Origin of the sequence: Acetobacterium fimetarium, from assembly GCF_014284475.1 — a bacterium.
GTDB classification, from domain to species: domain Bacteria; phylum Bacillota; class Clostridia; order Eubacteriales; family Eubacteriaceae; genus Acetobacterium; species Acetobacterium fimetarium.
In genome coordinates, this window is the sequence record NZ_WJBC01000003.1 from 110,365 (window position 1) to 124,314 (window position 13,950).

Sequence of the window (13,950 nt, forward strand, 5' to 3'; positions counted from 1 at the left end):
GAGACTTTTTTTGTTATATTATATACTATTAGACAAGTATATACAAGTATCAAATAAAAAATGCCGGATTTATGTTCTAAATCCAGCATTTTCGGCGCCGCAATTAAATCAGGCTTTTTTTTGCTTCAATTAAATGTTTGTCCGCTTCTGCGACAAGCTCAATGGCCTCGCTCAGTGCTTTTGCCACTTCGTTTTTGCCCAGTTTATTCATTTTATCAACCCAGGTTTTGTACTCGGCAGCATGGTCCTGGTTATGCGAGACCCAATGATCCAGCAGAATCGTGATGATTTCCAGATCCTTGTCGCCAACCTCCGGATTTGTTTCATGCGTGTGGGCATGTGCATCACCATGGTCGTGGCTGTGTCCTTCGCCGTGTTCATGGGGATGGGGATGTTCATGGGTATGGGGGTGGGGATGCGCATGTTGATGGGTGTGTTCATGCTCGTGTTCTTCCCCATGGGGGTGAGCATGGCCATGTTCATGGTCATCGCTGTGGGGATGACTATGGGAATGTTCATGTTCGTGACTATGTTCGTGAGCATGTTCATGACCTTCTTCACTTCCATGGTCATGATCGTGTTTATGTTCGTGCCCGGCGCATCCTTCATGGGGATGGCCTGCGGCATGTTCGTGATGCTCGCCGTGGCTGTGTTGTTCTTTATCTTCTGACATTTCATTTCCTCCTGTTTTTTTTATTTTATAACCTTAATTATACCATTTTTAATTTGAAAAATATACGCACTATCTGCATTTTCACGTTAAGTTAATCCTATAAAAAAAGGCAGAGCACGAATGTGCTCTGCCTTCAGGCTTTTTATTTTAACACTTGTTAAAATTTAATTACATAATTGGATCCATAGCTAAAGCTGGATGTCCTTTTTCTTCTAAGAAAGCTAATACTGCTTCTGATTCAACCGCAATTGTTTCATCACAAACCATGTCTGCGAAGTTTTCAATGCCAGTCATTTCTTTAACTGCTTTATTCATACGTTCTGCAACATCATCTTTTAATGCTTTTGGCATCCAGACGATTCTTTCCAGGCCGCCTTCAGCAGACATGAATTTTTTGGAACCGAGTAATTGTCGGCCATGACCCATGAAGCCTGGAGTCTGAACCCCACCACCTGTCATGGAAGCCAATTCACCGAATGTCATACCAACTGGTGTTGTTTCGGCATGTTCACGGTTTACGATAACAACGCCGTTTGCTTCTGGCATAATACCACAGATACATTCGAAGCAACCGCAGGATGTCATTGGATCTTCAAGGATTGAGTAAAGTGTTACAGATTCAACTGCACCTTGTGAGTTGGTAGCAACAGCTTCATTTACTGATTCCCAGATTCCCAGACGTTCGTCAATTGCAGTTCCTTTAACAACTGGTTGGTTTGGTCCGGTCGGATCCAATTGTTTGGTTGCTTTAGCATCCAACCAGGAAACCGCACCGCAAAGACCTAAACGTTCTGGTGTAACGATACAAACATGGCTTGGAGCAAATGATTGACATAATAAACACGTATAGAATTCCTCTACACTATCATCTGTCAAAGCAGCCATTCGAGTATCACGTTTATCGTAAACTGGTTTAGCCCGTTCTGCATAAAGTCTGTCAACATCTTCTTGTTTTGTATAGATGGTAACCTGACATTTATCAACAACTTTGTCAAAATCGTCTCTCATTTTTGCATACAGTACTTCACCGATATGGTTCAAACGGAAACCTTTTCCAAATGCTTCTTTTGTTAAACGAATCCAAGAGCTGTTTCTTTGTCCAACATGCATTGCACCTTCAATATAGTTCAAGAAGTAGTGAATACGTCTTTCAAGAACCGTTTCAAAATCTGCCTGCATATCTTTACCAGCAACTTCAACAAGTACGCCTAAAGGTAAACGAACCGTTTTTCCTTCTTCGAACATAGCATCGTCGATATCTGGTCCAACAACGGTGATCTTGTGATCTTCAATATCTGCTAAATCAACGCTTGTTACAAGTTCCCAAGCTGGTGTTCTGTTACCGCCGAATTCAGCAAACATGGTATCTTTACGAACACGTTCACCTTCAAATGCTGACGATACAGATACCGGACAATTGATTTCGGTAACTTTGATTTTGATGCCGCGAGCTTCTAAAGAAGTAGCAACAACTTTTTCGTAATCTGGTTGATATAATAATAATGTTGGTACTTCGTTGATGTATTTATCAACAGTTGCCGGGAAGCCTAATTCGATGGCAGCAGCACCAGCAGCGATGATTTTGTTGTCCCATCCGCCAAATACGTTAACGAATGCTTTAACACGGTCTTTTGTATAAGTTCTGTGAGCAAGGAAATCGCCAGGAGCTGTAGCACCGAAGATCAAGCTGGCACGAATAGCTACCGATACAACATGGATGACTGATTCGATTTCATATCCCAGAGGAATAACTCGAAGGTCGACACCCATTTTGATATTTTGTTCAATTGCCTGATCAATTACTTTACCAACCATGAAGGTCAACAAACCTTTTTGCTGGTAATCTTTAACAACATTTGCCAGTGTTTCAGCATCTGGAGCTTCACCGATAAGAACAGCAACACCAGGAATATCCTGAGTAACCAGCGCAACACCGAAAGAACGAACTTCAGCATCTGGCAAGTGACCTAATGTACGAACATCAGCAGTATTTAAATCTTCTGCATCACGACCTTTGTATGGAACTGGATCGTATACAAATTTAACTGCTTCGATAATTTCTGCAAGCATTGCAGAAGCGGTACCAGCATCCAAACCAGCTTGTAAATTCTTGGCTGGATGAATGAATTCTTTTGCCAGTGCCAAGGCATCTTCCAATTCACCTACATTGGTGATTTTTTTGCCGGTGATGGCATAGATGCAGGGTAATGCGTAAGCAGTACCTGGAAATTTAACGGGTGTTTCTTTGCCCTTTTCAGCAACGACCTTAGCAACCATTTCTTCAGCACGTTGAAGATATTGGGCCTGACCGTCGTAAATAATATCTAAAAGATTCATATTCATATGACTTTTTCCTCCTTAAATTGGTTCAATTAACATTAGATTTTTGACTCTACTTCTTTTTTTCCTGAACGATTTCCTGAATTCTTTTGCCAAGAACGGCAATGTCTGCTTTCATAACAGGGTCGTCATAGGGTGATTTATTGTTTCGATCAGATTCGGAAATGGCATCACGGTAATTTAAAAAACCAATGATGTTTTCTACTCCGATTTTCTCTTTAAGAAAGGCGATATCTCCGTCATTCCGGATTTTGTTTCCAATAACATAAACTTGTTTGACACCAATATCCATCGCCATCGATTTAACTTTATGAAAGGTCTGAATGCTGCGGACTCCCGGTTCAACGACAACGATGAATGCATCGACTGCGCCGGCAGTTCCTCTGCCCAAATGCTCGATTCCCGCTTCCATATCCATTACAACGACGTCTTTTTGATAGAGTACCAGATGGTTCATCAGTGTTTTTAACAAAACATGTTCCGGACAGACACAACCGGATCCCCCTGTGTCAACTGTCCCCATGGTTAAAAGCTTAACGCCATTGTACTCTTTGGCATAGCGTTCCGGTATATCAGCAACTTCCGGATTCATTCTAAACATTGAACCAAAAGAACCGGTATCGGCCGCTGTTCGCTCTTCACAAAGATCCTTCATTTCTGAAATCGGTACGATCGTATCAATCATCTCTTCGCTCATGCCGAGGGCAAGGCCAAGATTAGCATCGGGATCAGCATCAACTGTCAGTACATTATATCCTTCGTCGGCAAAATATCGGCTTAAACTGGCTGCGATGGTTGTTTTCCCAACACCGCCTTTTCCTGTTAATGCTATTTTCATTTTTTATCACCTGTCTATCTTTTAGTAATTAGATTCCTAAAGCAGTACGTTTCGCTTCTAAATCTTCCATGATTTTGTCAACCATGACGATTGGATCTTTTTCAAATACAAAATGAGCGCCAATGAATTCCTGACAATCTTCTGTCAATAATTTTGTGAAGTTTGGTGAACCCAAAACTTGTGGAATAACGCCAAGGTAAGTATTAATACCAGAACCGACAACGTAGTTAGCGATTGATACAGCTTTTTCTGACATCCATTCTGGTGCGATACCAACGACTGGCAATAAAGCTGTATCAACATCTTTTTCAAGTGCACATAAGTTAACCAAATCAAGGATACGGCTGATATCAACACAGGATCCCATATGAAGAACTGGTGGAATGTTGACACGTTCGCAAACTTCTTTCAGACCACGTCCGCACATTTCTTTCGCTTCTAACTGTAACAAGCCAGCTTTTGCAGCAGCCTGAGCGGCACAGCCAGTAGTAACACAGATGACGTCGCGTTTGATCAGTTCTTTCATAACAGTAACGTGAGCCAAATCATGTACCTGTTTCGGGTTGTTACAACCAACAACGCCGGCAGCGCCACGAATAACGCCAGCATAGATAACATCGGTTAATGGTTTAACGGTTCCTGTTTTATCGGTTGTATTGGTATTAACAACTTTATCCAGATGATCGATGATGGCTTCTACTGAATAGCCGACCATTGTATCGCATTTAACATCAGGGATTTCAACTTTTGAAGCATCTCTGTTGACAAAGTTTTCAACAGCAATTTTTACGATTTCGTTAGCATTTTCAAGACCGGTTGCTTCCGAGAATTGAATGTACAGATCGCCAGAAATCTTTGCTTTTTCAGAAGTACTGATGAAACGGGTATGGTATTTTTTAGCTAATGCAGGAAGTGCCGGGAAGATACACTGAACATCGACGACAGCTGCTTCAATTGCACCAGTAATGATGCACAGTTCCTGTTGGTAGAAGTTACCGGCAATTTTGATACCATGTCTCATGGTCATTTCATTACCTGTACAGCACATACCAACGATGTTGATGCCTTTAGCACCTTTTGCTTTGGCCAGTTCAATCATTTCTGGGTTTTCAGCAGCCAGAACAACCATTTCTGCAAGATTTGGATCATGGCCGTGGATCAGGATATTGACCTGGTCTTTATCGATAACACCAAGGTTTGACGAAGAAGGTTTTGCTGTCGGTGTTCCATACATAATATCAGAGAATTCGGTTCCGATCATGGATCCGCCCCAACCATCTGACATACTTGTTCTCATGCCGCGTCTGAAGATGCTTTCATAGTCAGAAGCACAACCGATATGAGTTGAGTGCATTAATGTGGTTACTTCCATATCAATCGCTCTCGGTGCAATATTTTCTCTTTCCCAAATATTTAAACGATCTTTTTGTGATCTCTGTAAGAAACGTTGTGTTCCGAAAGGTTTACCAAATTCTTCAAGTGCCATGTTGGCCAATTCATGAGCCAACGCATAGGTTTCTTTGGTGTCAGCAGCTTCGATTCCCCATTCAGCAGCGATTCTTCTTAATTTAGCTTCGTCTCTGATTTTGAAAGGTCCTTCAGCTTTTGAAGCATGCATTGCATGGACGATATCACGGGCATGGTCGGAATGGGCAGATGTTCCGCCGGCACACATTCTGGCAAAGTTTCTGGCCACGATTGTATCTGCACTAGCACCACAGATACCTCTTTCAGCGCCTTTTCCAGGAACTGGGCTTACACGGCAAGGTCCCATTGCACAAATTCTACAACATACTCCTGCTTCACCAAAACCACATTGTGTTTTCTGTGCGGCTCTACGATCCCACATTGTTTCTGCGCCATCTCTTTGAGCTTTCTCAAGTAGGGCTTCAGCCATCTGATCAAATTTCAAATATTCATTGCTCATATTTTTACTACCTCTCTAAATTTTATAATTTATACCGCTGCTTTTTTTTCGTACAAAAAATATATTTACAATTTTATCAAAAATATGCTTTACAAACATTGTTAAATGTTATACAATTTAGTCAAGTGATAACATATGATTGTTAAAAATTATACAATGTGAGTAACTGATACTTTTTACTGCCATTGTCAAATCATCTTAGTACAAAAAATAAGTCAGTGATACATTATACATAGTTTTAGCTCCTGAATTGATCCCGTTACTTCGTGCGACTACAAGTAACAGAACAAGGGGGCTTTTTTGAGTATCTTCAAATACCTGTTTTCTTTTTTTTAAAAAGGTATCTAAAAGCTCGAGCAGGGAATCTTTAACAAGATCTTTTCGAGTATTTTAAATACCTTTTTTTATTTATAAAGGTATCTTAGAATTCTAATACTGAATCTGCATAAAGGATATTATTTTTGATAATATCGCATGCTGTGATGGTTTCCATTAATCGTTTGTCACAAGGATTAACGATTGCAGAACTGAATCCGCATTGCATAGCCATAGCCAGCATAGCACAATCCAATAATGGTCGGATGTGTTTTGGTGCGCCGTTGGAAACGTTGCTTAATCCACCTGTTGTCAATAATCCCATGTCTGTGATCATTTGGATTGCTTCAAGAACATCACATTGTTTGTCCTGCATTCCTTTGATTACCAGGAATAATGGGTCAAATAATATATCTGTTGGTTCCATACCATGTTCCATACCACGTTCCAGTAATTCCTGGCAGTATTCCATACGTTCGTCATTGTTTGCAGGAACGCCTTCTTTTGAACATAGTGCGATACACATAGCATCGTTAGCTGCTGCTAAGTCAAGGTATCCAATTCGATCGCCTGCATCAGCAGAGTTTACGATTGGTTTTCCTTTTTCACGGTTATAAACTTTGATACCAGCTTCAATTGCTTTCATGTTTGCTGTATCAAGAGCCAAAGGAACGTTGTTGAAGTTTTCCTGGAGTAATTTTACACCCCATTGCATTAATTCTTCGCCATCTCTTTCGGCTGGTCCGATATTTAAGTCTAAGTAGTCTGCGCCAGCATCTAACTGTTCCTTTGCTCTAAGAAGAATAGGATCAGGATTTCTGTCTGCAAAAGCTTGTCGCATAGCTGGAGAAATACAGTGAATTCTTTCACCAATTACCATGAATTTTGACATATTGTTCCCCTTTCAGAATAAAAAATTATTAATAGGTGTCCGGGAAAATCCCGGACACGGATTTGATATTAAGCTTGTAAATCCTTTAAGAATTTAGGAATCTGCATAGCTTCTGTAGGTCCTACAACTACTTCCCATTCAGGCAGTAATTCAGCTAAATCACCTTGAAGTACGGCAACTTTACCTGGTAATACTAACTTACGGGATGTTGTCAGATCTGCAACGTTGTTTTCTTTGATAAAGTTAGCAATAACGTTTGAGCCAAATTTACCAGCAGCCCAAGCTGTCAGTACTGAGTAACCACCAGCATCTGGAATTGCCAGGTAAGCAGGTACTTTAGAACGATCGATTTCGCCGGCTACTACGAAGTAAGACAGTGCGAAGTCAACCGTTACGAGTACTGGATCTTTACCTGTTGGTTTATTGAATTCATAAACCTTAGGTTCAACACGCATTGGTTTTTGTGGATCTGTGAAGATATTTTGTCTTAAACCAAACAGTGGCAATGCTGCATTGAAGTCCATTTCTTCCATAACGATGATTGAACCGTAACGAAGCAGGAATGCAGAAGCTAAAGCAATTTGCATGTTGGTGTCGCCAGGTGCCAGTTTGTTTGTGAAAACAACTGAAGGATAACCGAAAGTACGGTCGTCGCCTTTGATTGCAGCTGTACGGATATCGACAGCGTTTGTGAAAGCTTCTTTGATAGAAGTTTCGCCAACGTTTAAGACAAGATTTTTGTATCCTAATTTTTCGATTGATTCAACTAAATCATGTAATGCTTCAATGCTGTCTGCAGAAACACCAAGAACTGCATCAGCAGCTTTGGCTACGTCTACCATTGCGGCAGCATTATCTTTAGTTGCGCCCATGATGATTGCTTTAGCGCCGGCAACTGCAACAGCTGCTTTTGCTACTTCAGCATCAGTGGTTACGATCATTGGAATTTTGCCAGCATCAGCAACTTTTTTAACCAATGCAACGAATTTTGCCTGATCAGCTGCAAAACGAACTGCAACTACTTCAACAAACATCATTTCACCGATACGGTCATAGTTAACTTTAGCCAGTTTTGCGAAAGCTGCATCAACATCAGCATCACTTTGTGCATCTGATAATTCAACTGCAAACAAGTTTTTGTTAACCAAAGTTTTTTCATGTCTGAATAAAACAGTTTCGCCACCAAGAGTTCTTTCAGCATCGCCATTACCAACTTTGATTGTTTTCATTGGAGGAGCTGTTGCTTCTGATAAAATTGCTTTTGATTCTTCTGAAATGTATGGACATTTTTCGATGGGAACTGCTCCTGTAGCAGCTTTCATAGAGAAAGCCATACATGTTGGGAAACCACACTCTTTACAGTTTGATTTTGGAGTGAGTTTAAATATATCTAAACCTTTTACTGCCATTTGTATTCGCCTTCCTTTCTTAACCTAGTAATCCAGCAACCATGCTTTTGATGGTTTTAGCTGATTCTGGATGTCTAACGATGATTGCATTTGATCCGCCGATTACACATGCAGATGCAGTTGCAATTTCCATACCGATACCACGATTTTCCTGGCTGCCCCATTCTGGTGCTTCTGCTTCTGTGAATACGGCTTCTTTTACGCCCCAAGAGTCATTGGAAACGTCTGTCATAATTGGCATCTGTAAACTATCATCGTTTTGACCTAAGCCTGCTAAGCGAATACGATCCATTGTTGAAGCAACATATTCAAATCCGTAACCGGCAGCTGCTGATCCAACATCCATAACGATATCTTGTGGTTTAACACCCAATTGTGTTAAAAGAATATTTAATTGTTTTGCAAGGTTGATATCTACTGCTGATTCAGCAGATACTTTTTGGCCATAAGCCATTCCGCCGGCAGCACCGATTGTTTTGTAGTTGTCTTCTACTGCTGAGAATAGAACTACATTTTTGCCTTCAAGTGTTTTTGCTACTGCTTCCAGTAACTTAGCATCTTTTTCAGCATTTTTGCATCCTTCTATAACAACTGGTACATTAACAGCAGCTTCAACTGCTGCTGCTGTAGCAACACAGTTTTCAACTGAATTGTCAGCTCCGTTTGGATCTGCACTTGCTAGTTTAACCAGCACAAAGTCAGCACCTGATTTTTCTACTGCTGCTTTTGCGAAAGCTGCTGGATCTTTCATGTCATCACCATAAACGGCTGCAAAACAACCTTCCCAATCTTCTGGGGAATCTGTGATTGCAATACCAACTGCAGTTTTGAATCCTTCACCGCCTAAAAATGGTAATGTTTTTTCTCCGCCTATACTAATAGCTGCATCTCCAGCACCTATTTCGCATACGCCGATCTTGCCATTGAATTTTTGTTCTGTTTTTTTGTATGGCATTTCTCTGTTACCTCCTAACCTGTTACCTTTTTTCAAATTATTTATTTCAAAGCACGACACTTTAAAACCAAGCTAAAACCATTACATATTACAACTATTAACCTGTATATATAAGTATACACAGATTGTACTATATTAGTTAAAAGTTTGTCAATTAGTTTTCGATATTTTTTTGCATTTTATAACGAGAACGCAAAGGTTTTCAATGAAATGATGAATACATCCCCAAGAATTGCCAAATCTTTGATATTAAACACTTTTGTCAAATTTTTGTCAAACAAAATCTGCGCTTCCGGTTCAAATTCATCATCGCCAAACCAGAAGATACAGGCAACCCTTACCCCCGGCATTACCGAAAACTGCCAGGAAAGATCGCCCTTTTCCAGGGAGACGGCTTTGACCGTCTCCATATATTGCTTGAGTGCATCCGGCATTTCATTTCCGATCGCTGCAAAAACCTGAATGCAGCGTTTATAAAAATTAGGATAATATAATGCTCCATCCGGAAATTCCTTATAACTGATCAATTCAGTATCGTTCGCTTTACTCTCGGCATTCATCAGATATCTGAGAATAATGATTTTTACTGAATAATTATCAAATTCCTTTCCTTCGCAATTAAAAACATCGCCACTGGGATAATGAACTTGGTAGTGCTCTCCCAGCACTTCTATTTCAAAAATTCCCTGAGCCTGATCATATCGGCACTGAGATTTTTCTGACATTATAACCGGATCAAAATTTTTAAGCAGATCCCGATTGACTAAATAGCTGTTTTCGGAAAAGTGTGGATCAATTTCCTTTATTTTTGACTGTTTCATTATTTTTTACTGAGTTCTTTTAAGATCGGAATGAATATATCCCCCATTACCGCCATGTCTTCAGCACTGAAAGCCGACGGGAAATTAGCGTCAAACAGAATTTGCGCCTCGGGTGGGAATTCATCATCACCAAGCCAGAGTATGACGGTCATGAACATATTGTTAATGACCTCAAATCGCCAGGACAGATCCCCGGTTGTCAGCGGCTGGGCATCGATCGATGCCATGGCTTTCTTCAGCCCTTCGACATCGTAGTTGAAGGTAAAGGCAAAACGCTTCAGGCAACGGCCTTCAAAACAGGCAAAGTAAACATTGCCGCCGGAAACATCCCGATAGGCAATGGTTTGCCCGGTCGCTGGAACCCCCTTGGCATTGATCAGGTATCTTAAAATCATGGTTTTGAGTTTATAATTGTCAAAATCCTGGCCATCAGAATCCGTCACATCCCCCTGTGGATAAGCCACCTGGTATGGCGCCCCCATCACAGTGACAAGAAATGTTTTCGCTGCTTCATCGTAGGGGCAGGTGCTCAGTTTTGATATTTCCTGAGGATCATTATCTTTCAATAAAGATTTATAATGTTCGTATGGTATTTTGTCTTTTCTTTTTTCTTCAATTGCGGCTTCATCCCGTAAGTTAATTTCCATTTAGTTCTCCTAGTTTCAGTTTCCAACAGAAGGAAATAATTTCAAATTTGTATGAGGAATAAAGCAGGCTGATATGAATTCATCCATGTAGGTTGGATGAACGCTTAATTCCATATAAGTCATATTTTTAGAGATTTCTCTGATCTTGTCTTTTCCTTCAGTCAGGGTCAGAGCCAGATAGCAGCCCTGCATCGAGCTGTTTCCGATATAGTAGTATTTTTCCACCGGAATATCCGGCAGCATCCCTAAAGCAATGGCATTTTCGATATCCAGATTGGTGCCGATGCCGCCGGCAACGTAAATGTTATCCAGCACATCGATGGGCATTTCAAGACTCTCCATCAAGGTATATATCGCCGAGAAGACGGCGCCTTTAGCTTTTATAAAACTATCGATGTCAATCTCTGTGATAAAAATATCCTTGGTGCCGTTGTCCAGTTCTTTTGAGTATAAAATATATTGTCCGATTCCGTATTCATCAAAACGAATACGGGGGTGATTCAAGGTCCGATCCATTCGGCCTTTGCCGTTAATGATGCCGGTGCGCTTCATTTCACAGATTAAATCAATAATCCCTGAACCGCAAATCCCGACGGGGCTGAGATGACCGATGGTATTGTAAAAAGGCCTTAAATCTTCATCATTGATGATCACTTCTTCAATCGCACCGGGAACCGCACGGGTTCCGCAGCTGATTTCTCCGCCTTCAAAAGCCGGTCCTGCCGAACAGGCGCAGGTCATCAGAAAGTCTTTATTACCGAAAACGATCTCGCCGTTTGTCCCCAAATCCACCAGCATGCTGAATCCTTCCTGAATCCAGATCGGCACGGCAAAAACGCCGGCGGTAATATCGCCGCCTACATAACTGGCGACCGATGGGGCCAGATATATTTTCCCTTCCGGATTGATGTTGATGCCCAGCTCGGCACACTTCATTTCCGGTATTACGTTGATGGCCGGAATAAAGGGTTCTTTTCTTAAATAGTCCGGGTTCACGCCCAACAGCAAATGGTTCATGGTCGTATTGCCGGCAGCACAAACCTCGTAAATATCTTCTTTGTGTATTCCGGCACCTTTCACCAGTTTTTCGATCAGCTTATTGATGCTTTCATCCACAATGGCGTGACGGAGATTTTCCAGTCCGCCGGGTTTTTGTGAATAGACAATCCGGTTGATCACGTCGGCGCCGTATTTTACCTGGGCATTTCCCATTGAGACTTTTGTGATAATCTCATTGGTGTCCATATTCACCAGGCAGGCTGAAACGGAAGTCGTCCCGATATCCAGGGCGATTCCGTACAGTACCGCTTTATTTCCATTTGCCGGCTTAACATCCAGAATTTCTGCCACATCCCTGCGTTTCAGATAAACAACTTCTATTTCAAATCCATTTTCTCTGAAAGCGTCCGGCAGCTTCTTCATCACATTCAGGCTCAGGGTGATGTCGTTATAGCCTAATTTCAGTTTGAAATACTGTTTCAAGCGGTCTTCATCGGCCATGTTGTCTTCAACCGTTGGATGATTCAGTTGGATGATCTCCGACCATAGCCGACTGGCATTGGTCATGCCGTTTTTTATCAGTTTTTTTCGGACATGTTTGATGTTGTCATTTTCATTTTTGGAAAGATCGGTTATCTGCATTTCGTTTACAAACGATGATGCCAGATCAGGAACTTCCACCTCGATATCGTCAACAATTGTCGAATTACAGGAAAGAACCATCCCCTGTGCCATTTCTTCTTCCGAAATATGTCTGGTTTCCGTCGTTTTGACATGGCCGGACACTATTTTCACTTTGCATTTGCCGCAGGTGGCATTCCCATTACAGGGAGAATCGATCATCACACCGGCTCTTCTAGCTGCATCCAGTAAATTTTCATCATCAGTGGCAACTAATTCAACCGTTCTTTTGCCTTTTATATTAAACCGTACCTTTTTCATTTTCATCTCCCCTTTTCCGCAGTCTTCGTAAAAAGATTTCAGACTGGACTCAGGTTGCCAGTTTGCCGGCCTGAATCCAACCATCTGAAGCTTTCTTTATTTTTTATTTTTAATGATCTCCAGCTTATCGACGATTTCTCTCAGCGCCGCTTTGGCCGGCGAATCTGCCGGCAGGTCAACTAAAGGTTTTCCGTAGGAATCATATTCAAAAACATTTTGATCCATCGGTACAACGCCAATCAGATCCAGTTTTTCTTTTTCAATTTCTTCCGCTGTTCCGGCGTTGAGAACACCGCCTGGTGCGCGGTTGACAATCAGCTTAACCGTCGGTACTTTTAACTTAAGTTCTTCAACCAGGTCTCTGATCCGTCCAACTGCCTGAATGCCGCGGCGTGAACAGTCGCTCACAAGAATCAGCATATCAATTTTGCCTAAAGTTCCCCGGCTTAAGTGTTCCATGCCGGCTTCATTGTCAACGATCAGATATTCATAATTTTTTGCCAGAACATCCAGTTGTGTTTTCAGGATTCCGTTTACATAACAGTAACATCCGGCACCCTGGCCCCGCCCCATTACCAGCAGATCATAGCCGTTACTTTCAGCAACCGCCTGATTTAAACGCAATTGCATAAAGTCCGCTTTTGTAACACCGGTAGGCAAAGGAACACCGTCAACCTCAGCTTTGTTAATTTCTTCTTTTATTTGTCCAATTGAGATATCAACTTCTTCTCCAAGCACTTCATTTAAGTTGGCGTTGGCGTCGGCATCGACGGCTAAAATCGGACCCAATCCCGCTTCAACTAAATATTCGATTAGCATACCGGTAAGACTTGTTTTACCAACTCCGCCTTTACCCGCAATAGCAATATTAAAAGACATTTTATTTTCCTCCGAGATATTTTATATTTTCCCTATTGTTTCGTTCTTAGACTAGTCTATGTTATTTTGACAAATCTTACAACAGGAAATATTTGTATTTTCGTCGACTTGTATATATATGTATCGACAGGGTTATCATACCATAATCATTCTAATTTTACAATAGAACTTTGTCTGATAAAAGACAATTTAATCTGACGATAATCGTCGTAAAAAGCCACTCTTTTGCATTATTTTGACTGTTTACCTAAAGGCGGTTATCATGAACAATTCAAACGCCGGCAACGATGATGCCCGGCTCATGAAAAGGTTT

At 41.3% G+C, this 13,950-nt stretch carries 11 protein-coding genes; all 11 read right to left on the minus strand.

Going from position 1 to position 13,950, the window contains the following annotated elements; translation table 11 throughout:
• Nucleotides 1-103 precede the first annotated feature (103 nt).
• Nucleotides 104-673: a DUF8180 domain-containing protein gene (locus GH808_RS03250; protein WP_186841359.1), complete on the minus strand. Its 570-nt coding sequence runs from the start codon at nt 671-673 to the stop codon at nt 104-106.
• Between the two features lie 168 nt (nt 674-841).
• A complete protein-coding gene (acsB, locus tag GH808_RS03255; protein ID WP_186841456.1) occupies nt 842-3,010 on the minus strand; it encodes an acetyl-CoA decarbonylase/synthase complex subunit alpha/beta in 2,169 nt (722 codons plus the stop codon).
• Between the two features lie 55 nt (nt 3,011-3,065).
• Nucleotides 3,066-3,851 carry an ATP-binding protein gene (locus GH808_RS03260; RefSeq protein WP_186841360.1) on the minus strand — a complete coding sequence of 262 codons (786 nt, stop codon included), beginning with the start codon at nt 3,849-3,851 and terminating at the stop codon, nt 3,066-3,068.
• 28 nt (nt 3,852-3,879) lie between these two features.
• A complete protein-coding gene (cooS, locus tag GH808_RS03265) occupies nt 3,880-5,778 on the minus strand; it encodes an anaerobic carbon-monoxide dehydrogenase catalytic subunit (protein WP_186841361.1) in 1,899 nt (632 codons plus the stop codon).
• 421 nt (nt 5,779-6,199) lie between these two features.
• Entirely contained in the window at nt 6,200-6,985 is a 786-nt protein-coding gene (acsE, locus tag GH808_RS03270) for a carbon monoxide dehydrogenase/acetyl-CoA synthase methytransferase subunit (protein ID WP_186841362.1), read from the minus strand.
• Nucleotides 6,986-7,053: 68 nt separating this feature from the next.
• Nucleotides 7,054-8,394, minus strand: coding sequence for an acetyl-CoA decarbonylase/synthase complex subunit gamma (acsC, locus tag GH808_RS03275; RefSeq protein ID WP_186841363.1), 1,341 nt, complete (start codon nt 8,392-8,394; stop codon nt 7,054-7,056).
• A gap of 19 nt (nt 8,395-8,413) precedes the next feature.
• On the minus strand, nt 8,414-9,349 hold the full coding sequence (gene acsD, locus GH808_RS03280; protein WP_186841364.1) for an acetyl-CoA decarbonylase/synthase complex subunit delta: 936 nt from the start codon (nt 9,347-9,349) through the stop codon (nt 8,414-8,416).
• Between the two features lie 179 nt (nt 9,350-9,528).
• Complete coding sequence (locus tag GH808_RS03285) at nt 9,529-10,170, minus strand: DUF3786 domain-containing protein (RefSeq protein WP_186841365.1); 642 nt, start codon at nt 10,168-10,170, stop codon at nt 9,529-9,531.
• Nucleotides 10,170-10,817: a DUF3786 domain-containing protein gene (locus GH808_RS03290; protein WP_186841366.1), complete on the minus strand. Its 648-nt coding sequence runs from the start codon at nt 10,815-10,817 to the stop codon at nt 10,170-10,172. The genes GH808_RS03285 and GH808_RS03290 overlap by 1 nt, the downstream gene beginning before the upstream one ends.
• Before the next feature lie 15 nt (nt 10,818-10,832).
• Nucleotides 10,833-12,758 (minus strand): corrinoid activation/regeneration protein AcsV, encoded by a 1,926-nt coding sequence (gene acsV, locus GH808_RS03295; RefSeq protein ID WP_186841367.1) that lies wholly within the window; start codon nt 12,756-12,758, stop codon nt 10,833-10,835.
• Between the two features lie 96 nt (nt 12,759-12,854).
• On the minus strand, nt 12,855-13,637 hold the full coding sequence (locus tag GH808_RS03300) for an ATP-binding protein (RefSeq protein ID WP_186841368.1): 783 nt from the start codon (nt 13,635-13,637) through the stop codon (nt 12,855-12,857).
• Between the last annotated feature and the right edge of the window lie 313 nt (nt 13,638-13,950).